Consider the following 21616-nt stretch of genomic DNA (forward strand, 5'->3'; position numbering starts at 1 on the left):
GAGACCCCGTCCGGCCCGGATCACGAGGCCTTACCTGCTGACCGCGTCCAGCGCGTCCGCCATGCCCCAGCCGTAGAAGCCGTTGCGGTTCTTCGGGCCCTCGCACACCGCGTCGACCTTGCCGTCGCCGTTGATGTCGTAGGGGTTCGTGCAGGACGTGGCGTCCGCCTGCGCGTACAGCAGGGCCTTGACCATGCCCGGAGTCGCGTGCGGGTGCGTCGACTTGATCAGCGCGGCGACGCCCGCGACGTGCGGCGAGGCCATCGACGTACCGGCCATGTAGCCCCACCGGCCGCCGGGCAGCGTGCCCAGGATCAGACCGCTGGTCGCGGGCGGTGCCGGCGTCTGGTACGCGGTCGAGTCACCGCCGGGCGCGGCGATGTCGACGACGCCCAGACCGTGGTTGGAGAAGGAGGACTTGAGCCCCTTGGCGCCGGTCGCCGCCACCGTGACCACGCCGGGCAGCTGGGTCGGGATGTCGTAGCACTCGGACGGGTCGATCACCCGCTCCGTGGGCGTGGTGTCGTTGGGGGAGACCGGGTCGGTGATCTCGTCGGCGGAGAGGTCGTAGTTCTCGTTGCCGGCCGCGGCGACGTTGACCGCGCCCTTGCGCTCCGCGTACTTCGTGGACCGGGTGATGGCCTCCACGAGGGCCTTCTGGTCCGGGTCGTTCTTGCAGTTGAAGTACCAGGGGTCGGTGTAATAGCTGTTGTTCGTCACGTCGACGCCGTGCTCGGCGGCCCAGACGAAGCCGCAGACGACGGCCTCCGTGTAGAAGAAGCCGGCGGGGGTGGACACCTTGATGCCGGACACCTTCACCCCGGGCGCGACACCGGTCATGCCGACGCCGTTCTTGGCGGCGGCTATCTCGCCGGCCACGTGGGTGCCGTGCGGGCTCTCCGCCGCGCCGGGCCGCCAGGCTCCGTCCGCGGTGTCCGGCTTGCCGGTGACGCAGTTGACGGACGCGGCGCGGTCGAAGTTCGGGGCTATGTCCGGGTGGGTGTCGTCGACACCGGTGTCGATCACGGCGACCGTGACCTTCCGGCTGCCGAGCGACTTCTCGTGCGCCTTGTCCGCCTTGATGGCCGGCAGATCCCACTGCAGCGGCTCCAGCGGGTCCTGTCCCGCAGCGGCCCGGGCGGCGGAGACCTCCTGCGCGCCGAGCACCTTCGGCGTCCCCACGTCGGTGGTGGACTGCGCGGGCAGCGGAGCGGTCCGGGTCGAGCCGGCCGACTCCACTCCGCGCACCTTGCGGATGGTCCTGGCGAAGTCGGCGTTCGACGAGTGGACGACGACCACGCCGATCTGGTCGTACGACGTCACGATCGTGCCGCCGGCCTCGGCTATCGCCTTCTTCACGTGCTTCGAGGGGCCGTGCCCGGCACGGACGTTGACGACGTAGCTGAGCGAGGTGGCGTCGGCGGCGGTCGCGGCGGCCGTGGTCGGCTCCACCGCGGTCGCGGTGGCGTTCGGCAGGAACGCGAGAGTCGTGGCCATCGCCATTCCGACGGGGATCACCAGGGCGCGGCGGTGGCGCGAGTGAGGCGCTGTCATGGGTGTGAAGTCTCCATATGGTTCACGGAACGATGAACGTGCGGGAGCGTGGATGCGGCGCGACCGTTCCGGCCGCGCCGCACGTGGTGTGGCGGTCTACTTCACCGCGCGCAGGGCGTTGACGATGCCGGAGCCGTAGAAGCCGTTGACCCGCTTCGGGCCCGCGCAGGTGGCGTCCTGGACGCCGTCGCCGTCCTGGTCGTAGGACTCGGGGCAGCCCGGGTTGTCCGCCTGCGCCTTCAGGAGCGCCTGCAACTGCGCCGGACCCGCAAAGGGGTGCTCGGACTTCAGCAGCGCGGCGACGCCCGCGGCGTGCGGGGAGGCCATCGAGGTGCCCTGGAGGAAGGCGTACTGGTTGTTCGGCATGGTCGACAGGATGCGGCCGTTCTTCGACGGCGTGTCCGGGATCTGGTAGAGCCGGTCGCCGCCCGGCGCCGCCACGTCGACGACACCCTTGCCGTACGAGGAGTAGTACGACTTGAGGTTCTGCACGCCCGTCGCGCTCACCGTGACGATGCCCGGGAGCTGGGTCGGCACGTCGAAGCACTCGTGCGGGTCGATGGTGCGCTCGACCGGGGTGGAGTCGTCCGGGCTGGTGTCGTCCACGATCGCGTCGGAGTCGAGGTCGTGGTTGGAGTTGCCCGCCGAGGCCAGGTGCAGGGTGCCCTTCTTCTGGGCGTACAGCTGGGCGCGGTTGACCGCGTCGACGATGGCCTTCTGGTCGGGGTCGTCCATGCAGTTGTACAGCCACGGGTCCACGTAGTAGCTGTTGTTGGTGATCTCGACGCCCCGGTCGGCCGCGAACACGAAGGCGCACACGACGCTCTCCGGGTAGAACAGGCCGTTGTGCGGGTCGCTCACCTTGATGCTGGACACCTTCACGCCGGGCGCGACACCGGCGACACCGATGCCGTTGCGGGCCGCGGCGATCTCACCGGCGACGTGGGTGCCGTGGTAGTCGTCCGCGGTGTACGGGCGCCAGGCGCCGGCGCTGGTGTCCGCGACACCGCCGACGCAGTTGGCGGACTGGCCGGCGGAGAAGTTCGGGGCCAGGTCCGGGTGCGTGTCGTCGACGCCCGTGTCGATGACGGCGACGGTGACCTTCTTGCTGCCGGGGTTGATCCGCGCGGCCTTGTCGGCGCCGATCGCGCGCAGATCCCACTGGTCGGCCTCCAGCGGCTCGCTCGCGGGGCTCGCCGCCGAGGCGGCCTCGACCTTCGCGGCCTGAGCGGCGGTCAGATAGTCGGCCGCGCCGTCGTCCGTGGTGCCCGCGGCGACCAGCGGCGTGGTGCGCGTGGCGCCCGCCGACTGCACGCCGCGGACCTTGCGTATCTGGGCGCCGAAGCCGGGGTTGGCCGAGTGGACGACGATCACGCCGATCCTGTCGTACGTGATGACGACGGTGCCGTCGGCCTTGGCGATCGCCTTCTCCACCGACGCGATCGTGCGCCGGTCCGTCCTGGTGTTGACGACATACGCCAGGCTGGGCGCGTCCGTTGCTCGGGTGGCGGTCTCCGCCCGTGGTGAGGCTGCCGAGGCGGCCGTCGGCAGGAAGCCGAGCGAGGCGGTCAGCGACAGTACGACGGGCACGGCCAGCGCCAGCCGGCGTCTGGAGCGCAGATGAGCCATGGGGTCTCCACATCATCCGGAACGAAACCGGCCCGAGACACGTGTGGTGTCCGGGCAGGTGCATGACGAGCGGTGCAGGGTGAAGCTATCTCTCGACCTCGCTGGCCAGCAACGACTTACCGCGACAACTTCGGCCTTTCGCCGCATCGATTTTCGAAAGAAGTCCAACCGGTTGAACCGGTCCGCACGTGCCGCCGTGACGTTGAACAGGGAGCCCGAGCACGGTCGAGCCCCCTTTTGGATCACGGTCCGCGCCCACTAACATCGCGGCCCGGCCCATGTGATCCACATCACCATCACTGCATCCGCAACGCGAGGAGACTCCGTGGCCACCGACGCACCGCCCCCCTCGAAATCAGAACACCGACTCCCCTCGACCGAGGAGTTCGTCGAGGTGCAGCAGAGCGCGGAGTTCGGTGAACTGCGCCGCTCCTACCGCTCCTTCGCCTTCCCCCTCACCGTCGCCTTCATCGCCTGGTACCTGCTGTACGTCCTGCTGTCGAACTACGCGGGCGGCTTCATGGGCTCCAAGCTGTTCGGCAACATCAACGTCGCCTTCGTCTTCGGCGTCGCCCAGTTCGTCACCACGTTCCTCATCGCCTGGTGGTACTCGCGGCACGCCGCCGAGAAGCTCGACCCCAAGGCCGAAGCGATCAAGACCCGGATGGAGGGCGGCGCATGAGCCCCGTTCAGCAGACAGTTCTCGCCGCGGGTGAGGCGAGCGAGCACCGGCCGCTGATCATCACCCTGTTCGCGGCCTTCGTGGTGGCGACGCTGTTCATCACCGTCTGGGCGGGCCGGCAGACGAAGGACGCCGCCGACTTCTACGCGGGCGGGCGCCAGTTCAGCGCCTTCCAGAACGGCCTCGCGGTCTCCGGTGACTACATGTCAGCCGCGTCGTTCCTCGGCATCGCGGGCGCCATCGCCATCTTCGGCTACGACGGCTTCCTGTACTCCATCGGCTTCCTCGTCGCCTGGCTGGTCGCCCTGCTCCTGGTGGCCGAACCGCTGCGGAACTCCGGCCGCTACACGATGGGCGACGTCCTCGCCTACCGCATGCGCCAGCGCCCGGTCCGCACCGCGGCCGGCACCTCCACCATCGTCGTCTCGATCTTCTACCTGCTCGCGCAGATGGCGGGCGCGGGCGTCCTGGTCTCGCTGCTCCTCGGCATCACCTCGGACGCGGGCAAGGTCCTCATCGTCGCCCTCGTCGGCGTCCTGATGATCGTGTACGTCTCCATCGGCGGCATGAAGGGCACCACCTGGGTCCAGATGGTCAAGGCCGTGCTGCTCATCGGCGGCACCCTGCTGATCACCTTCCTGGTGCTGCTGAAGTTCAACTTCAACATCTCCGACCTGCTCGGCAAGGCCGCCGAGAACAGCGAGAAGGGCGCCGCCTTCCTGGAGCCCGGCCTCCAGTACGGCGCGACCGGCACCTCCAAGCTGGACTTCATCTCCCTCGGCATCGCCCTGGTGCTCGGCACGGCCGGCCTGCCGCACATCCTGATCCGCTTCTACACGGTGCCCAACGCCAAGGCCGCCCGTAAGTCCGTCAACTGGGCGATCGGCATCATCGGCGGCTTCTACCTGATGACCATCGCGCTCGGCTTCGGTGCGGCCGCGCTGATCTCACAGGAAGAGATCATCGAGTCCAATCCGTCCGGCAACACCGCGGCGCCACTGCTCGCCCTGCATCTCGGCGGCGTCGACTCCACCTGGGGAGCGATCCTGCTGGCCACCATCTCGGCGGTGGCCTTCGCCACGATCCTCGCCGTGGTCGCCGGTCTGACCCTCGCCTCGTCGTCCTCGTTCGCGCACGACATCTACGCCAACGTCATCCGCAGGGGGAAGGCCACCGGCGCGGAAGAGGTCCGCGCGGCCCGCTGGGCGACCGTCTTCATCGGCATCGTGTCCATCGGCCTGGGCGCCCTGGCCCGCGACCTGAACGTGGCCGGCCTGGTCGCCCTGGCCTTCGCCGTCGCCGCGTCCGCCAACCTGCCGACCATCCTGTACAGCCTGTTCTGGAAGCGGTTCACCACCCAGGGCGCGCTGTGGTCGATCTACGGCGGTCTGATCGTGGCCGTGGGACTCGTCCTGTTCTCGCCCGTGGTCTCCGGCGACCCCAAGGCGATGTTCCCCGACGTCGACTTCGCCTGGTTCCCGCTGAAGAACCCGGGCATCATCTCCATCCCGTTCGGATTCCTGATGGGCTGGCTCGGCACCGTCCTGTCCAAGGAGGAGCCGGACACCGGCAAGTACGCCGAGCTGGAGGTCCGGTCCCTGACCGGCACCGGCGCCCACTGAGCCCCACCCCGGTACGCGGCCGCGTCGTAGGCCTGTAGGTCCCTACGACGCGGCCGCGTCGTCGCTCGTGGGATCGGGCCGCTGATCCCGGCGCGCCGGTCGCGTAGGCTCGCAGGTGCCGGAGAATGGGTAGTGCCACGTGTGATCCGTCAGAGAGAACCACGAGGGAGGGGGCCACGTGCTCATCGACACCTATGGCCGGATCGCCACCGACCTGAGGGTCTCGCTCACCGACCGCTGCAACCTGCGCTGCACGTACTGCATGCCCGAGGAGGGTCTGCAGTGGCTCGCCAAACCCGACCTCCTCACGGACGACGAGATCGTCCGGCTCATCGACATCGCGGTCACGTCCCTCGGTATCAGGGAAGTCCGCTTCACCGGCGGCGAGCCCCTGCTGCGCCCAGGGCTGGTCGGGATCGTCGAGCGCGTCGCGGCCCTCCGGCCGCGCCCACAGACGTCCCTCACCACCAACGGCATCGGACTCAGGCGCACGGCGGCCGCGCTGAAGGCGGCGGGTCTGGACAGGGTCAACGTCTCGCTGGACACCCTCCGCCCCGACGTCTTCAAGACCCTCACCCGGCGCGACCGCCACAAGGACGTCATCGAGGGACTGCACGCGGCGCGCGAGGCGGGCCTGACCCCGGTCAAGGTCAACTCGGTGCTGATGCCCGGCCTCAACGACGACGAGGCCCCCGACCTGCTCGCCTGGGCCGTCGAGCACGACTACGAGCTGCGCTTCATCGAGCAGATGCCGCTGGACGCCCAGCACGGCTGGAAGCGCGACGGCATGATCACGGCGGGCGACCTCCTGGCCTCGCTGCGCACCCGCTTCGAGCTGACGGCCGAGGGCGACGACGCGCGCGGCTCGGCCCCGGCCGAACGCTGGCTGGTCGACGGCGGCCCGCACCGCGTCGGCGTGATCGCCTCCGTCACCCGCCCCTTCTGCTCCGCCTGCGACCGCACCCGGCTCACGGCCGACGGCCAGGTGCGCACCTGCCTGTTCGCCCGCGAGGAGACCGATCTGCGGGCCGCCCTGCGCTCCGGCGCGCCGGACGAGGAGATCGCCCGTATCTGGCGCCTGGCGATGTGGGGCAAGAAGGCGGGCGCGGGCCTCGACGATCCGGCGTTCGTCCAGCCGGACCGGCCGATGTCGGCGATAGGCGGCTGAGCGCTGCGGCTTGCGGACCGAACGGCCTCAACTCGCGGACTTCTGCCACTCCCGAAGAAGAACGACATCCTTCAAAAAGCCCCGGACACCGAGGAACTGAGAAAGGTGTTCCCGGTGTTCTTCGCAGGCGAGCCAGGTCTTGCGCCGTTCCGGCGTGTGAATCTTCGGATTGTTCCACGCCAGTACCCACACGGCGTCGGTACGGCAGCCCTTCGCGGAACAGATGGGTGTCTCGTCACTCACGGGTTCGTCTCACCACTGCGCAGAAAAGGCGACGCCGAGCAGCCACGGGGGGAGCTGCCCGGCGTCGGTCCGTCGCTCCGACGGGGGATGCGGAGCGCTTACGAAGTATGTCACGGGTAACCGGTTGCCGGGCACCGGAACAACATGATTGATCTGAGCTTTTCCTGAGCTTCCGACGCGCCCTTATTCAGGGCGTCCTCGCGCCGGATCACCCACGACGTCTTCCGGGACGGATTCCGAGAAGTCGCCGTTCCCGGCCCGCGGCGGCGCGATCATCGGCGGTGGCTGCACGGACACGAACGTCGTCGGCAGATCGGGTACGTTCTCCCGGCCGGCGTTCGCGATCACCACGGAGATGTAGGGGAGGATCGCGCCGAGGACCAGTGCCACGATCGCGACGTGCTGCTCGACGTTCCAGAGCACGGCCGCCAGGATCACCGCGAGGGTGCGGAACGACATCGAGATGACGTACCGGCGCTGCCGGCCGCGCACGTCCTCCTGGAGGCCCCGCCGGGCGCCGGTGATCCGGAACACCTGGGCGCTCCGGCCGTCACCATGCTTCCGCATCACATTCCACCATCCGCCCGCGAGCGACACTCTCCGGACCGCCCTGGATCCGCATCCGGCCGCAGACCGTTGCCGGACACCGTCCACGTTACGCCGCGCCTGCGCCGCGTACGAGACCGGGGCACCCCCTGCCTGCGCGAACGGCGTCCGCCGTAGCGCGTACGGGGCCACCCGACGTGCGCCGTACGACCGGCGGCCCGAGACTTGGCGTATTGCTCCTGTCGAGCGGTGCGAGGAGGCAGCCATGGGCTGGTTGTGGGCCATCATCGTCGGATTCGTGCTGGGCCTGATCGCCAAGGCGATCATTCCGGGCAAGCAGCACAGCCCCCTCTGGCTGACCACGATCTTCGGCATCCTCGGAGCGATCGCCGGCAACGCCATCGCCCAGGGACTCGGCGTGGCCGAGACGCCCGGCATCGACTGGAGCCGCCACGCGTTCCAGCTGATCGCCGCGGTGATCATCGTCTTCTTCGGCGACATGGCCTACATGTCGCTGCGCCGCGGCAGGCGAAGGGCGTAGCGCACCTGCCCGCGGACGGGCCCCGGCCGCGGACGACGGCGCGGGCCCGGGTACGGCGAAGGGGGCGGCCCCTGATGCGTGCGGGCCGCCCCCTTCGCCGTGCGCGCCCGCTCAGGCCCGGGTGACCTCGACCGCCGCCAGGTTCTTCTTGCCGCGGCGCAGCACCAGCCAGCGCCCGTGCAGCAGGTCCTCCTTGGCGGGGACCGCGTCCTCGGAGAGGACCTTCACGTTGTTCACGTAGGCGCCGCCCTCCTTCACCGTGCGGCGCGCGGCCGACTTGCTGGCCACCAGGCCCACCCCGGCGAACAGGTCCACCACGGGGCCCAGCTCGGTGACCTGGATGTGCGGCACCTCGGACAGGGCGGCGGCGAGCGTCCGGTCGTCCAGCGCGGTCAGCTCGCCCTGGCCGAAGAGGGCCTTGGACGCGGCGATCACGGCGGCCGTCTGGTCGGCGCCGTGCACCAGCGTCGTCAGCTCCTCGGCGAGCGCGCGCTGCGCGGCCCGCGCCTGCGGACGCTCCTGCGTCTGCTTCTCCAGCTCCTCCAGCTCGTCACGGGACTTGAAGGACAGGATGCGCATGTACCCCGAGATGTCCCGGTCGTCCACGTTCAGCCAGAACTGGTAGAACGCGTACGGCGTCGTCATCTCCGGGTCGAGCCAGACGGCGCCGCCCTCGGTCTTGCCGAACTTGGTGCCGTCGGCCTTCGTCATCAGCGGCGTCGCGATCGCGTGCGCCGCGGCGTCCGGCTCCAGCCGGTGGATCAGGTCCAGCCCGGCGGTGAGGTTGCCCCACTGGTCGCTGCCGCCCTGCTGGAGGGTGCAGCCGTACCGGCGGTACAGCTGGAGGAAGTCCATGCCCTGGAGGATCTGGTAGCTGAACTCCGTGTAGCTGATGCCCTCGGAGGACTCCAGGCGGCGCGCGACCGAGTCCTTCGTCAGCATCTTGTTGACGCGGAAGTGCTTGCCGATGTCACGCAGGAACTCGATCGCGGACAGGTTCTGCGTCCAGTCGAGGTTGTTGACCATGACGGCCGCGTTCTCGCCCTCGAAGGACAGGAACGGCTCGATCTGGCCGCGCAGCTTCTCCACCCAGCCGGCGACCGTCTCCGGGTCGTTCAGCGTGCGCTCCGCCGTGGGGCGCGGGTCGCCGATGAGGCCCGTGGCGCCGCCCACCAGCGCCAGCGGCCGGTGGCCGGCCTGCTGGAGCCGGCGCACGGTGAGCACCTGCACCAGGTGCCCCACGTGCAGTGACGGCGCGGTCGGGTCGAAGCCGCAATAGAACGTGACGGGACCGTCCGCGAGCGCCTTGCGCAGTGCTTCCTCGTCGGTGGAGAGGGCGAACAGCCCCCGCCACTTGAGCTCGTCGACGATGTCCGTCACGGTTCTCTTGTCTCCTCGGATGATCTTCGGGCAGTCGGGTGACCACCGCCTACGAGGTTATACGCCCCGGCTGACAGAGCTCATATTGAAATCGGGCACGCGCAGCGGCGGCATCGCGGCCCTGGTGAACCAGTCGCTCCACTCCCGCGGCAGCGTCTTCTCCGTCCGTCCGGCCTCCGTCGCGCGGCCCAGCAGACCGACCGGCGACTCGTTGAACCGGAAGTTGTTGACCTCGCCGATGACCTCACCGTTCTCCACGAGGTAGACACCGTCCCGGGTCAGGCCCGTGAGCAGCAGCGTCGCCGGGTCGACCTCGCGGATGTACCACAGGCAGGTCAGCAGCAGCCCGCGCTCGGTGCTCGCGACCATCTCCTCGAGGGAGCGCTCCCCGCCTCCCTCCAGGATCAGATTGTCGATCACCGGCGCCGTCGGCAGCCCGGTCACCCCCGCGCTGTGCCGGCTGGTGATCAGGTGCTTCAGCACGCCCTCGGCGACCCATTCGGTGGACGTCAGCGGCAGCCCGTTGTCGAACACCGACGAGTCGCCGCCCGAGGAGTGCGCCAGCATGAACGGCGCCGCCTCCAGCCCCGGCTCGCCGGGGCTGCTGCGCAGTGTCAGCGGCAGCTCGCTCAGCCGCTCCCCGACGCGCGTGCCGCCGCCCGGCTTGGAGAACACCGTCCGGCCCTCGGCGGCGTCCCGGCCCGACGCCGACCACATCTGGTAGATCAGCAGATCCGCCACGGCGGTCGGCGGCAGCAGCGTCTCGTACCGCCCGGCGGGCAGGTCGATCCGCCGCTCGGCCCAGCCGAGGCGTACGGCCAGTTCCGCGTCCAGCGCCGCCGGGTCGACGTCCTTGAAGTCCCGCGTCGACCGGCCCGCCCACGCCGAACGCGTACGGTCCGGCGACTTGGCGTTCAGCTCCAGCGTGCCGTTGGGCTGGTCGTGGCGCAGCCGCAGCCCCGCCGACGTGCCCAGATAGCTGGAGGTCAGCTCGTGGTTGGCGAAGCCGTACAGCTCGCGGCCGCCCGCCCGGGCCTGGGCGAAGGACTCGCCCAGCGCCGGCGCGAAGTCGGCGAAGACCGCGGACGACGTCTGGGCGGGCGCGTCGGTGAAGTCCGGCGACTCCGGCACGCCCGTGACCAGCGGCTGCGCGTCCTCGGCGGGCCCCGCCCCGCGCGCGGCGGCCTCCGCGGCCCGCACCAGCGGCTCCAGCTCGTCCACGGTCACCGCGGACCGCGAGACCACTCCGGAGGCCGTTCCCTCCGTGCCGTCGACGGTCGCGATGACGGTCAGGGTGCGCCCGCGCGTGACACCGTTCGTGGTCAGCGCGTTGCCCGCCCAGCGCAGATTGGCGGTCGAGTGCTCGTCCGCGATCACGACGCAGCCGTCGGCCCGGGACAGTTCGAGGGCGCGCTCGACGATCTCGTGCGGCTTGTTCACAGCAGCGCTCATCGGCCCGCCTCCTGCGTGGTGTTCAGAATGTTGACGCTCCGGAAGAGGGCGGACGGGCAGCCGTGCGACACGGCCGCGACCTGGCCCGGCTGGGCCTTGCCGCAGTTGAAGGCGCCGCCCAGGACATAGGTCTGCGGACCGCCGACGGCCGCCATGGACCCCCAGAAGTCGGTGGTGGTCGCCTGGTAGGCGACGTCCCGCAGCTGACCGGCCAGCCGGCCGTTCTCGATCCGGAAGAAGCGCTGCCCGGTGAACTGGAAGTTGTAGCGCTGCATGTCGATCGACCACGACCGGTCGCCGACCACGTAGATGCCGCGCTCCACCCCGCCGATCAGGTCCTCCGTCGACATCCCGGCGGGATCGGGCTGCAAGGACACGTTGGCCATGCGCTGCACGGGCACATGCGCGGGGGAGTCGGCGAAGGCGCACCCGTTGGACCGGTCGAAGCCGGTCAGCCGCGCGATACGGCGGTCCAGTTGGTAGCCGACGAGCGTCCCGTCCCTCACCAGGTCCCAGGACTGCGCCTCGACGCCCTCGTCGTCGTAGCCGACGGTCGCCAGTCCGTGCTCGGCGGTGCGGTCGCCGGTGACGTTCATCAGCTCCGAGCCGTAGCGCAGCTTGCCGAGCTGGTCGAAGGTGGCGAACGAGGTGCCGGCGTAGGCGGCCTCGTAGCCGAGCGCCCGGTCCAGTTCCGTGGCGTGCCCGATGGACTCGTGGATGGTCAGCCACAGGTTGGACGGGTCGACGACGAGGTCGTACAGGCCCGGTTCGACACTCGGCGCGCGCATCTTCTCGGCGAGCAGCTCGGGCAGCCGCGCGAGCTCGGCGTCCCAGTCCCAGCCGGTGCCGGTGAGGTACTCCCAGCCGCGTCCCACGGGGGGCGCGACGGTGCGCATCGAGTCGAACTCGCCGGTCGACTCGTCGACCGACACGGCGGTCAGCTGCGGGTGCAGCCGCACCCGCTGCTGCGTGGTCACGGTCCCGGCCGTGTCGGCGTAGAACTTGTTCTCGTGCACGGTGAGCAGCGAGGCGTCGACGTGGTCCACCCCGTCCGCCGCCAGCAGCCGCGCGCTCCACTCGCCCAGCAGCGCCGACTTCTCCTCGTCGGGGACGGTGAAGGGATCGATCTCGTACGCCGAGATCCAGGTCTTCTCGGTGTGCACCGGCTCGGCGGCCAGCTCCACCCGCTCCGACGACCCGGCGGCCTTGATCACCTGGGCGGACAGCTTCGCCATCGCCACGGCCTGCGCGGCGACCCGGGCCGCCGCGTCCATGGTGAGGTCCACGCCGGACGCGAACCCCCAGGTACCGCCGTGCACCACCCGCACCGCGTACCCGAGGTCGGTGGTGTCCGACGACCCCGACGGCCTGCCGTCCCGCAGCCGCCAGGACGCGCTGCGCACCCGCTCCAGCCGGAAGTCCGCGTGGTCCGCCCCCAGCGCACGCGCGCGTGCCAGCGCCGCGTCGGCCAGGGCGCGTAGGGGCAGCGCCGTGAAGGCCGCGTCGATGGTATGTGGCATCGAGGTCTCCCTGCTGTCGTCGCCTGTCGGGTCCGATCATGTCGCGCGGACGGTGTCGCGGACCACACGTTCGCGTTCGGCGCACGGACCTTTCTGTAGGGAACCGACAGTGAGTCCCCTGAGCCACTGTCGGTGATCGAATGTCCCGGAGAGCGGGCGGCCCGATAGGTTTTCGTACGAAGCCGCCTGTCATCCAGGTGTCCGGGCGGGTGTCAGACCGCTATCGAAAGGGTGATCCGTTGAGCCGCTCGGTTCTCGTCACCGGAGGCAACCGGGGCATCGGCCTCGCCATCGCCCGCGCATTCGCCGACGCCGGCGACAAAGTCGCGATCACATACCGCTCGGGTGAGCCGCCGGCCGGCTTCCTGGCCGTCAAGTGCGACATCACCGACCCCGAACAGGTGGAGCAGGCCTACAAGGAGATCGAGGCCGAGCACGGCAACGTGGAGGTGCTCGTCGCCAACGCGGGTGTCACCCGGGACCAGCTCCTGATGCGGATGTCCGAGGACGACTTCACCTCGGTCATCGACACCAACCTCACCGGCACCTACCGGGTGGTCAAGCGCGCCAACCGCGGCATGCTGCGCGCCAAGAAGGGCCGCGTCGTGCTGATCTCTTCGGTGGTCGGGCTGCTCGGCTCGGCGGGGCAGGCGAACTACGCCGCCTCGAAGGCCGGCCTGGTCGGCTTCGCGCGCTCCCTGGCCCGTGAGCTGGGCTCGCGCAACATCACTTTCAACGTCGTAGCGCCCGGTTTCGTCGACACCGACATGACCCGGGTGCTGTCCGACGAGCAGCGCGCCGAGTACGTGGCGCAGGTGCCGCTGCGCCGCTACGCGCAGCCCGAGGAGATCGCCGCCGCGGTGCGGTTCCTCGCCTCGGACGACGCCTCGTACATCACTGGAGCCGTCATCCCCGTAGACGGCGGACTGGGAATGGGTCACTGATCACCATGAGCGGAATTCTCGAGGGCAAGCGCGTCCTGATCACCGGTGTGCTGATGGAGTCCTCCATCGCCTTCCACACCGCGAAGCTGGCCCAGGAGCAGGGCGCCGAGATCATCCTGACCGCGTTCCCGCGGCCCACCCTGACCGAGCGCATCGCGAAGAAGCTTCCGAAGCCCACCAAGGTCATCGAGCTCGACGTGACCAACGAGGAGCACCTCGGGCGGCTGGCCGACGTCGTCGGCGAGGAGCTGGGCAGCCTGGACGGCGTCGTGCACTCCATCGGCTTCGCCCCGCAGGACGCGCTCGGCGGCAACTTCCTCAACACGCCGTTCGAGTCGGTCGCCACGGCCATGCACGTCTCCGCGTACTCCCTGAAGTCGCTGACCATGGCCTGCCTGCCGCTGATGCAGAACGGCGGCTCCGTCGTCGGCCTCACCTTCGACGCGCAGTTCGCCTGGCCGCAGTACGACTGGATGGGCCCCGCCAAGGCCGCCCTGGAGGCGACCAGCCGCTACATGGCCCGTGACCTGGGCAAGCAGAACATCCGCTGCAACCTCGTCTCGGCGGGCCCGATCGGCTCCATGGCCGCCAAGTCCATCCCGGGCTTCAACGAGCTGGCCTCCGTGTGGGACAGCCGCTCCCCGCTGGAGTGGGACCTGAAGGACCCGGAGCCGGCCGGCCGCGGAGTCGTCGCCCTGCTGAGCGACTGGTTCCCGAAGACCACGGGCGAGATCGTCCACGTCGACGGAGGACTGCACGCCATCGGCGCCTGAGCGCCGGCACGGACGTCCGCGTCACCGCCGAGGGCCCGCACCCACCCGGGTGCGGGCCTCGGCGTGTCCCCCGTTCGGCCCAGCAGGCCGGGCGGGGCGGGGGACGACTGGGCAGTCTGGATTACACACTCACCGCACGTCCCTCCCCAGCACGGCCGAGGAGGTCCCCCTTGTGCGCCTGTACCGCAGCCCGGCCCCGCTGACCGTCGCCCTGGCTCTCGCGCTCTCCCTGTCGTTCGGCGTGACGACGCACGCGCGCGTACCGTCCGAGGACTCGGCCGCCGCGCCGTTCGGCGCCGAGTGCCGGACCAGTGTCCAGGGCTCCCATGTGGTCGCCCACTGCCACAATCCGTATGTGGAGACCGACCGGGTCCAACTGCACATCGAGTGCGTCCGCTGGTGGGACCTGGACACCGACAGCGTCCCCGTGGACGCCGGGCCCGCGACGAGCGTCCGGCTCTCCGGCCGCTGCTGGAAGGAGATCGGCTCGGCCTGGGTCAGTCACCAGAACCGGGGGAGCTGAGCCGGCCGGGACGGCACATGAACGGATAGCCGGCCGCCTCCCGCGCTGCCGTCGCCGTGTCGCCCGCGCGGATCGCGTCCAGCAGCCGGGCGTGGTCCATGTACGTCTCCGGCGTCAGCTCGTGCCCGATGTCCTCGCGCAGCCAGTCCCGCAGCACCTCGCCCAGGTCCGCGTACATCGCGGTCATCACGTCGTTGTGCGAGGCGGCGACCACCGCCAGGTGGAAGGTCGCGTCCGCCGCCACGAACGCTTCCGCGTCACCGGACTCCCAGGCCTCCTCACGGCGGCGCAGCAGCGCGTCCAGGTGCTTGAGGTCCTTCTCGGTGCGCCGTTCGGCGGCGAGCTTGGCGGCGGCCGACTCCAGCGTCGACCGCAGTTCGGCGATGTGCCGCGGGTCGGCGCCCGCGAAACGGCGGTGCATCACCCCGGCCAGCTCGCTGGTCGCCACGACATAGGTGCCGGAGCCCTGGCGGATGTCCAGCAGACCGTTGTGCGCCAGCGCCCGGACGGCCTCACGGACCGTGTTGCGGGCGACGCCGAGCTGCTCGACGAGCTCGGGCTCGGTCGGGATACGGGAGCCGACCGGCCACTCGCCCGAGGTGATCTGGTTGCGCAGCTCGGCGATGACCTGCTCGGACAGGGCCGAACGGCGCGGATGGCTCAGGGGCATGGCACACCTTCGCACGGCAGGGGCGGCAGCGGCCCGCGGAGGGTTGGACAGCCAATCATCCCATGATTCTATGATGGGCCTCATGGTGAGCGAGGAAACCCGGACGGAGAGCCGGACGACGATGCAGCCCGACATACCCGGTCCGCCGGAGCAGGCCGGCCGGACCCTGCGTGAGACGTCGCCCGCACGCGCGTGGACCACGCGACTGGTGATCCTCGGCATCGTGCTGTCCGCCCTGAACCTCCGCCCCGCCATCACCAGCCTCGGCGCGCTCCTGGAGGAGGTCCGCGACGGGCTCGGCATGAGCGGCAGCGTCGCCGGTCTGCTCACCTCCGTGCCACCGCTGTGCTTCGCCGTCTTCGGCGTCATGGCGCCGCGCCTGGCCCGCCGCTTCGGCCCCGGCGCCGTGGTCTGCGCCGGGATGGCGGCCATCGCGACGGGCCTGCTGATCCGGCCGTACGCGGGCGGTACGGTCGGATTCCTGGCCGGCAGCGCACTCGCCCTGATGGGCATCGCGGTCAGCAACGTCCTGATGCCGGTGATCGTCAAGCGCTGGTTCCCGGACCGGGTCGGCTCCATGACCGGCCTGTACTCCATGGCGCTCGCCCTCGGCACGTCCGCGGCGGCCGCGGTGACCGTACCCATGACCGAGGCACTGGACGGCAGTTGGCAGTACGGGCTGGCGGCCTGGGCGGCCCTGGCGGCGGCAGCCGTACTGCCGTGGATCCCGCTGGTCCGGGACCGGGGAGCGGCGCCCTCCGGCCGGTCCGACCGGTCCGGCCCGTCCGACCGGTCGGACGGGCGGCAGCGGCACGCGCGTGACGAGGCGCCCGCGCTGCGCATCACCCGCAGCCGCACCGCCTGGGCCCTCGCCGTCTTCTTCGGTCTCCAGGCCACCGCCGCCTACATCACCATGGGCTGGATGGCACAGATCTTCCGCGACGCGGGCGTCGCCGCGAGCACGGCGGGCCTGCTCCTGGCCGTCACGATGGTGATGGGCGTACCGCTCGCCTTCGTGATCCCCCGGCTCGCCACCCGGCTGCCCCACCAGGGGCCGATCGCGCTCGCCCTGGGCGCGTGCGGTCTGGCCGGATACGCGGGTCTGTACTTCGCGCCGGCCGCCGGCGCGTGGCTCTGGGCCCTGCTGCTCGGCGTCTCGAACTGCGCCTTTCCGCTGGCGCTCACCATGGTCGGGATGCGGGCGAGGACGGGTGCCGGCGTGGCCCAGCTGTCGGCCTTCGCGCAGAGCACCGGCTATCTGATCTCCATCCCGGGTCCGCTCCTGGTGGGCGTCCTGTACCAGCACAGCGGCGGCTGGGGGCTGCCGATCGCCCTGATGGCCGCCCTCATGATCCCCCAGATGGCGGTGGGCGTCCTGGCCGGCCGCAACCGCACGGTCGAGGAGGAGGCGGCGGCCCGCTGACCCCGGCGGAACGCGGACGGGCGCCGGATGGGACACTTGCCGCATGCCAGTGCTCGAACCCAACCCCCCGAACGGCCAGAAGAAGATGCTCTTCGTCTTCGGCTCGTTCGTCGCCATTTTCGTGATCATCGGCGTCATCGCGGCGGTCGCCGCGCCGTGACGGAGTGTGCGCGGGTACCCCTGGGGGGTTCCTGCGCAGGCGCCGTGGCGGGTGCCGGTGCCGTGAGACGGGGTTCCGTCCGGCGCAGGCCCTCTCCGGGGCCGGTCCAGGCCGCCCATGGTGGTGCTGGCCCCACCATCCCCTAGGGGGTAAGGGTCAGGGTCAAGTGGGTGGATCACCGGATGGGTTGGCGGCTCCTACTTCCGTAGCTTCGAATCGTGGCCGCGGGAAGCGGGCCACGCCCCATCCGAGGACGGCCCCACGGAGGCATCATGTCGGCCCGCACGCACACCCGGCCCCCGGTCACCACGGGCCGCGTCGAGATCCGGCTGCCGTGGTGGGCGCTCGCCCTCCCCGTGATCGCCTTCGTCGCCCTGCTGACGCTGATGCTGAACCCGTCCGACGCCCACGCGACGACGGACCAGCCCGCGATCACCCACCTCGTCGAACGCGCCCAGCAGCTCATGACCCGCTGAGCACGGCTGGAGGCGCCCGTCAACTACCTGCGCCCCATGGCCTGTTTCATGCGAAGCTGGGACTCATGAGCGTCGCTGAACCCCGCAGGATTGTCCTCTTCCGGCATGCGAAAGCCGACTGGCCACAGGTGAACGATCACGAGCGGCCGCTCGCCGAGCGGGGCCGGACGGACGCCGCCGTCGCCGGACTCAAGCTGGCCGACACCGGCATCCCCTTCGACCTGGCCCTCTGCTCCACCGCGACCCGGACGCGCGAGACCTGGAAGATCGCCGTCCACGAGTTCTCGCACCGGCCGAAAACCGTCTACGAGGAGCGGATCTACGAGGCCTCGCCCGGTGAGCTGATCGCCGTGCTGAACGAGATCCCCGACGACGCGCAGAACGTCCTCCTCATCGGCCACAACCCCGGCGTGCAGGGACTGGCCGAGGTCCTGGCGGGCTCCGCCGAGCAGGAGCCCCGGGAGCACCTGAGCCGTCGCGGCTTCCCGGCCGCCGCCTACGCGGTGCTGACCTTCACCGGCTCCTGGAAGACGCTGGAACCGGGCGTGGCCACCCTGAGCGACTACTGGACGCCCTCCGACTGAGCGGCTGAGCGGCACCCGGCGCCCACCCGTCCGACCCGCACACGACGGGGCCCGGCACCCGCGCGGTGCCGGGCAGTCCCGGTCACAGGCCACAGGTCCGTGGGACGCCGGTCGGCAGGGACCGACGGCGCCGGTCGGCAGGGACCGATAGCGCCGGTCAGCTTTCCTCGTGCGCGTCCGCCGCCTCGACCTCTTCACGGGTGACGCCCAGCAGATACAGGACCGTGTCGAGGAACGGCACGTTCACGGCCGTGTGCGCCGCCTCGCGCACCACCGGCTTGGCATTGAAGGCGACCCCCAGCCCGGCCGCGTTCAGCATGTCCAGGTCGTTGGCGCCGTCACCGATCGCCACCGTCTGTGCCAGCGGTACGCCCGCCTCCGCGGCGAACCTGCGCAGCAGCCGTGCCTTGCCCGCCCGGTCGACGATCTCGCCGGTGACCCGGCCGGTGAGCCTGCCGTCGACGATCTCCAGCGTGTTGGCCTGCGCGAAGTCGAGACCGAGCCGCTCCTTGAGGTCGTCGGTGACCTGGGTGAACCCGCCCGAGACGACGCCCACTTGGTAGCCGAGCCGTTTCAGCGTACGGATCAGCGTGCGCGCGCCCGGGGTCAGCCGGACCTCGGCGCGCACCTTGTCCACCACGGAGGCGTCGAGCCCCTTCAGCAGCGCCACACGCGCGTGCAGGGACTGCTCGAAGTCGAGCTCACCGCGCATCGCGGCGGCCGTGACCTCGGCGACCTCCGCCTCGCAGCCGGCGTGCGCGGCGAACAGCTCGATCACCTCGTCCTGGATCAGCGTCGAGTCCACGTCCATGACGACCAGGCGCTGAGCGCGCCGGTGCAGGCCCGCCGCGACGACCGCGACGTCGACACCGAGCGCCGCCGCGTCCGTCACCAGCGCGGTGCGCAGCGGTTCGGTCTCCACACCGGACACCGCGAACTCGACCGCGGTCACGGGGTACTTGGCGAGCCGGAAGATACGGTCGATGTTGCCGCCGGTCCCGGTGATCCGGCCGGCGATCGCGGCCGTCGCCTCGGCGGTCAGCGGGTGCCCCAGGACCGTGACCAGGGAGCGGCCGAGGCCGCGGGGCCGGTTGTCGCCCAGGCCGGAGATGACCTCCGCCTGCATCTTCATCGAGTCCGCCCAGTTGTGGACGGTCGCCCGCAGGTCGCCCTCCAGCCCGCGGGGCGGCTCGGTCACCAGCACGCACAGCACCATCCGGCCCCGCGTGACGACCTGCTCGATGTCGACCACGTCGACGGAGAAGGCGGCGAGGGTGTCGAAGAGGCCGGCCGTGATGCCCGGCCTGTCCTTGCCGAAGATCTTGACGAGGAGTGTGGGGACGTCAGAGGTCTGCGAAGCGCTCATGGTGTTCCCACCGTAACCGGCACGCAGTGCCCCACGCCCCCGAGGTCCGCTCAGCGGACACCGAACAGTGGGTGACACCGGGTGTCGCTCCGGTGTCCGGAGACCGACACCGCGGCAACACGACGGCGGGACCCGACCGCGCCGGGCTGGTCAGCGCCCCCGGGGCCTCCCCGGTGGCGGCGGCCCCTCCTCCGGAGGTGGGGGGTCCTTCGGCCGTCGGGGTGGCGGCTCCACGGGCCGGACGACCGTGGGCGCCCCGTACACGTCGTCCACCGGCTCGGACCGGTCCGGCACGTCGCCGGGCGTCCCGCCTCCCTCGGACGGCTGCCCGGTGCCGTACGGCAGTGTCCCCGCGGGCTGCCCGGCGCCGTAGGGCAGTGTCCCCGCGGGCGGCCGGTGGGCGGGGGGCGGCGGCGTGGTGTCGGGCGGTCGACGGGGGTGGGGCGGTCCCGTGTCCCCGGGTGGTCGATGGGCGTGGTCGGGTGCGGGCGTGGCGTCCGACGGCCGGTGAGGGCGCGGCGGTCGCACGTCCTCGGGCGGTGGCGCGTCCCCGGGGGGCCGCGCGGCGCCCGAGGGCCGGCCCGCCGGCGGCGGCCACTCCGGGTCCGCCGGCCGTGCTCCGTCGGGGCGGGGCGCGCGACCGGGCCGCGGTGTCCCCGGCGGCGGCCACTCCGGGGCGGGCGCCCGCAACCCCTCCGACGGCCCCGCCGCGCCGGACGGCCCCGCCGCGCCGGACGGCCCTGCCCCCGGCCACCCGGTGCCGGAGGCCCGCGGGGCTTCGGAGCCCGGCGCCGCGCCGGGCGGCGGCCACGTCCCCCCGCTCTCGCGCAGTTCCTCCGGCACGCGCAGGTACGGATTGGTGTCGGGGTTCGGCGGCCGGTACGGAGCGCCGGGCACATACGGTCCCGCGGCGCCGGTCCCGCCCGGACCGCCGGTCCCGGTCCCCACGTCACCGAGTGCCAACGGCGCCGCCCGCCGCCCCGCGGCGCCGGTCGCGAGGGCCAGCAGCGCGCCGGCCGCACCCGCGCCGGCCCCCCACAGGGCGCCGAGCAGCAGCGCCGTCTCCGACCGGCCGCTCAGTTCGAGGCCCGCCCCGAACGCGTCGAACCCCAGCACCGACAGCGACGCGTCCAGCGACACCTCCGTCAGCCACGCGAGCAGTGGCAGCGCCACCGCGGTCACCAGGCCCAGGCGCAGCGCACACCGCCCGGCGAAGCCGAGGGCGCCGGGTTCCCGTACCGGCGTCCGGACCGCCTGCAGCACCCCCGCCAGCAGCATCGCCAGGGCCGCCGCCACGGCGAGCAGCCACACCCGTCCGTCCAGTTCGGCGAGCCGGCCGAGTGTGACGGGCTGGTCGGTGTCGACGAGCAGGTCGTCCAGCGGATCGGGCAGGAAACGGGTCAGCGCGCCGGACGCCTCCCCGTCCCACGGCACGAACAGGCCGAGCGGGATCCCCAGCCACACGCCGTTCGGCGCGCCGAGCAGCGCGGCTCCCGCGATCCGCTTCGGATGGTCGTCGCCCACGGCCGCGTACCCCGCCGCCGCGAGTCCCGCCGCCACCGCGACCAGCAGCACCGCGACGAGCGCCGAGACGGCGGGCCGTACGACCCGGTGCACGGCGTCCCAGCCGAGCGGCAGGGGAGTGCGGCGCGAGGCCAGCAGGGCGATCAGCAGCACACCCGCCGACCACACCAGACCGCCGAGCAGCGTGGCCGGCGTGTCCACGGAGAAGCCGACCGCCGCCTCCGCGTCGATCAGGTCGCCCACCCGGTCCGGCAGCAGTCCGCCGATGTCCCCGACGTCACCGAGTCCGGGGATCTCCAGACCGCCGGAGCCCGAACCGCCGGGCAGGTCGTCCAGGCCCAGCGAGCCGCCGTCGATCGTGATGACGTCGTGCCCGGCCCAGGCCAGCCCGCCGAGCGTCGCCACGAACAGGGCCGTCACCGCACCGGCGCGCGCGAGGAGTTCGGCCGGTGCGACGACAACTCCCGCCGTACGCAGGGACCGCAGGAAGAACCAGGACAAAAAGAGCGCACCGACGAGGCTCACCCCGAGTGGCGTGATCTCTATGGCCGTGGTGGCCTCCGCGCCTTTCAGTCCGAACGCGGACACATCGCCCGACGGCGTGACCGAACCGCCCGCCGCGAGCGCCACGACGGCCGCGGTCATCGGTCCGAGCGAAGCGGCCGAGTCCGCTTCCAGCAGATGCAGGCCGAGCGCCGCCGTCCCCGCCATCGCGATCAACGCCCAGCTCACGGAGGCGACGGCGGACAGCAGGATGTCCGCCCACGGCAGCCTCCTGCCGTACCGCGAGTTCTCGACTCTCATGGCAGACCCCCCGATCCGCGGCGCGGTGTGTC

Annotated in this window: 20 protein-coding genes and 1 pseudogene; 11 read left to right on the forward strand and 10 right to left on the reverse strand. The window is 71.4% G+C overall.

Annotated features, from left to right (window positions below):
• Positions 1 to 30: 30 nt before the first annotated feature.
• Positions 31 to 1554, reverse strand: a complete 1524-nt coding sequence (locus DN051_RS29435; protein WP_112439841.1) for a S8 family peptidase — start codon at positions 1552 to 1554, stop codon at positions 31 to 33.
• Between the two features lie 96 nt (positions 1555 to 1650).
• Positions 1651 to 3183: a S8 family peptidase gene (locus DN051_RS29440; RefSeq protein ID WP_053759606.1), complete on the reverse strand. Its 1533-nt coding sequence runs from the start codon at positions 3181 to 3183 to the stop codon at positions 1651 to 1653.
• Positions 3184 to 3508: 325 nt separating this feature from the next.
• On the opposite strand from DN051_RS29440, the gene DN051_RS29445 reads away from it, so the two are divergent.
• The 3 genes from DN051_RS29445 to moaA all read left to right on the forward strand — a co-directional run bounded on the left by DN051_RS29445 (position 3509) and on the right by moaA (position 6655).
• Positions 3509 to 3865 carry a DUF485 domain-containing protein gene (locus DN051_RS29445; RefSeq protein ID WP_053759607.1) on the forward strand — a complete coding sequence of 119 codons (357 nt, stop codon included), beginning with the start codon at positions 3509 to 3511 and terminating at the stop codon, positions 3863 to 3865.
• On the forward strand, positions 3862 to 5487 hold the full coding sequence (locus DN051_RS29450; protein ID WP_053759608.1) for a solute symporter family protein: 1626 nt from the start codon (positions 3862 to 3864) through the stop codon (positions 5485 to 5487). Before DN051_RS29445 ends, DN051_RS29450 begins: the two co-directional genes overlap by 4 nt.
• 178 nt (positions 5488 to 5665) lie before the next feature.
• Entirely contained in the window at positions 5666 to 6655 is a 990-nt protein-coding gene (gene moaA / locus DN051_RS29455) for a GTP 3',8-cyclase MoaA (RefSeq protein ID WP_112439843.1), read from the forward strand.
• Between the two features lie 27 nt (positions 6656 to 6682).
• Here the strand turns inward: moaA and DN051_RS29460 are convergent, their stop codons facing one another.
• Together DN051_RS29460 and DN051_RS29465 are read right to left on the reverse strand one after the other, a co-directional pair.
• Complete coding sequence (locus tag DN051_RS29460; protein ID WP_079000990.1) at positions 6683 to 6898, reverse strand: hypothetical protein; 216 nt, start codon at positions 6896 to 6898, stop codon at positions 6683 to 6685.
• A gap of 183 nt (positions 6899 to 7081) precedes the next feature.
• Positions 7082 to 7465, reverse strand: coding sequence for a DUF3099 domain-containing protein (locus tag DN051_RS29465; protein ID WP_112439845.1), 384 nt, complete (start codon positions 7463 to 7465; stop codon positions 7082 to 7084).
• Between the two features lie 244 nt (positions 7466 to 7709).
• Here DN051_RS29465 and DN051_RS29470 point away from each other — a divergent pair, with 244 nt between their 5' ends.
• Entirely contained in the window at positions 7710 to 7985 is a 276-nt protein-coding gene (locus DN051_RS29470; RefSeq protein WP_053759611.1) for a GlsB/YeaQ/YmgE family stress response membrane protein, read from the forward strand.
• Positions 7986 to 8096: 111 nt separating this feature from the next.
• Here the strand turns inward: DN051_RS29470 and tyrS are convergent, their stop codons facing one another.
• Genes tyrS through DN051_RS29485 form a run of 3 tightly spaced genes read right to left on the reverse strand, consistent with a single transcriptional unit; the run spans position 8097 to position 12337 of the window.
• On the reverse strand, positions 8097 to 9365 hold the full coding sequence (tyrS, locus tag DN051_RS29475) for a tyrosine--tRNA ligase (RefSeq protein ID WP_053759612.1): 1269 nt from the start codon (positions 9363 to 9365) through the stop codon (positions 8097 to 8099).
• 57 nt (positions 9366 to 9422) lie between these two features.
• Positions 9423 to 10817 carry a metallopeptidase TldD-related protein gene (locus DN051_RS29480; protein WP_112439847.1) on the reverse strand — a complete coding sequence of 465 codons (1395 nt, stop codon included), beginning with the start codon at positions 10815 to 10817 and terminating at the stop codon, positions 9423 to 9425.
• Complete coding sequence (locus DN051_RS29485; protein WP_053759614.1) at positions 10814 to 12337, reverse strand: TldD/PmbA family protein; 1524 nt, start codon at positions 12335 to 12337, stop codon at positions 10814 to 10816. Before DN051_RS29485 ends, DN051_RS29480 begins: the two co-directional genes overlap by 4 nt.
• 239 nt (positions 12338 to 12576) lie before the next feature.
• On the opposite strand from DN051_RS29485, the gene fabG reads away from it, so the two are divergent.
• The 3 genes from fabG to DN051_RS29500 all read left to right on the forward strand — a co-directional run bounded on the left by fabG (position 12577) and on the right by DN051_RS29500 (position 14577).
• The gene (gene fabG, locus DN051_RS29490; RefSeq protein WP_053759615.1) at positions 12577 to 13281 is read left to right on the forward strand and encodes a 3-oxoacyl-[acyl-carrier-protein] reductase; all 705 of its coding nucleotides are present in this window, start codon (positions 12577 to 12579) and stop codon (positions 13279 to 13281) included.
• 5 nt (positions 13282 to 13286) lie between these two features.
• Positions 13287 to 14054 carry an enoyl-ACP reductase FabI gene (gene fabI / locus DN051_RS29495; RefSeq protein ID WP_112439849.1) on the forward strand — a complete coding sequence of 256 codons (768 nt, stop codon included), beginning with the start codon at positions 13287 to 13289 and terminating at the stop codon, positions 14052 to 14054.
• A 172-nt stretch (positions 14055 to 14226) separates the two neighbouring features.
• The gene (locus DN051_RS29500) at positions 14227 to 14577 is read left to right on the forward strand and encodes a hypothetical protein (RefSeq protein ID WP_053759617.1); all 351 of its coding nucleotides are present in this window, start codon (positions 14227 to 14229) and stop codon (positions 14575 to 14577) included.
• On the opposite strand, the gene DN051_RS29505 is transcribed toward DN051_RS29500, so the two are convergent.
• Positions 14552 to 15247: a FadR/GntR family transcriptional regulator gene (locus tag DN051_RS29505; RefSeq protein WP_053759618.1), complete on the reverse strand. Its 696-nt coding sequence runs from the start codon at positions 15245 to 15247 to the stop codon at positions 14552 to 14554. The two genes, DN051_RS29500 and DN051_RS29505, sit on opposite strands and share 26 nt — an antisense overlap.
• A 121-nt stretch (positions 15248 to 15368) precedes the next feature.
• Here DN051_RS29505 and DN051_RS29510 point away from each other — a divergent pair, with 121 nt between their 5' ends.
• The 4 genes from DN051_RS29510 to DN051_RS29525 all read left to right on the forward strand — a co-directional run bounded on the left by DN051_RS29510 (position 15369) and on the right by DN051_RS29525 (position 17890).
• Positions 15369 to 16670: a CynX/NimT family MFS transporter gene (locus DN051_RS29510; RefSeq protein ID WP_425471791.1), complete on the forward strand. Its 1302-nt coding sequence runs from the start codon at positions 15369 to 15371 to the stop codon at positions 16668 to 16670.
• Between the two features lie 43 nt (positions 16671 to 16713).
• Entirely contained in the window at positions 16714 to 16830 is a 117-nt protein-coding gene (locus DN051_RS47315; RefSeq protein ID WP_112439854.1) for an SGM_5486 family transporter-associated protein, read from the forward strand.
• Positions 16831 to 17102: 272 nt separating this feature from the next.
• Entirely contained in the window at positions 17103 to 17306 is a 204-nt protein-coding gene (locus tag DN051_RS29520) for a hypothetical protein (RefSeq protein WP_053759620.1), read from the forward strand.
• Between the two features lie 65 nt (positions 17307 to 17371).
• Positions 17372 to 17890 (forward strand): SixA phosphatase family protein, encoded by a 519-nt coding sequence (locus DN051_RS29525; RefSeq protein ID WP_053759621.1) that lies wholly within the window; start codon positions 17372 to 17374, stop codon positions 17888 to 17890.
• 157 nt (positions 17891 to 18047) lie between these two features.
• On the opposite strand, the gene serB is transcribed toward DN051_RS29525, so the two are convergent.
• Both serB and DN051_RS29535 read right to left on the reverse strand, forming a co-directional pair.
• Complete coding sequence (serB, locus tag DN051_RS29530; protein WP_053759622.1) at positions 18048 to 19256, reverse strand: phosphoserine phosphatase SerB; 1209 nt, start codon at positions 19254 to 19256, stop codon at positions 18048 to 18050.
• A 534-nt stretch (positions 19257 to 19790) separates the two neighbouring features.
• Positions 19791 to 21584, reverse strand: a pseudogene (locus DN051_RS29535) (streptophobe family protein); the annotation flags it as partial.
• Between the last annotated feature and the right edge of the window lie 32 nt (positions 21585 to 21616).

This window comes from Streptomyces cadmiisoli (assembly GCF_003261055.1).
Taxonomy (GTDB): domain Bacteria; phylum Actinomycetota; class Actinomycetes; order Streptomycetales; family Streptomycetaceae; genus Streptomyces; species Streptomyces cadmiisoli.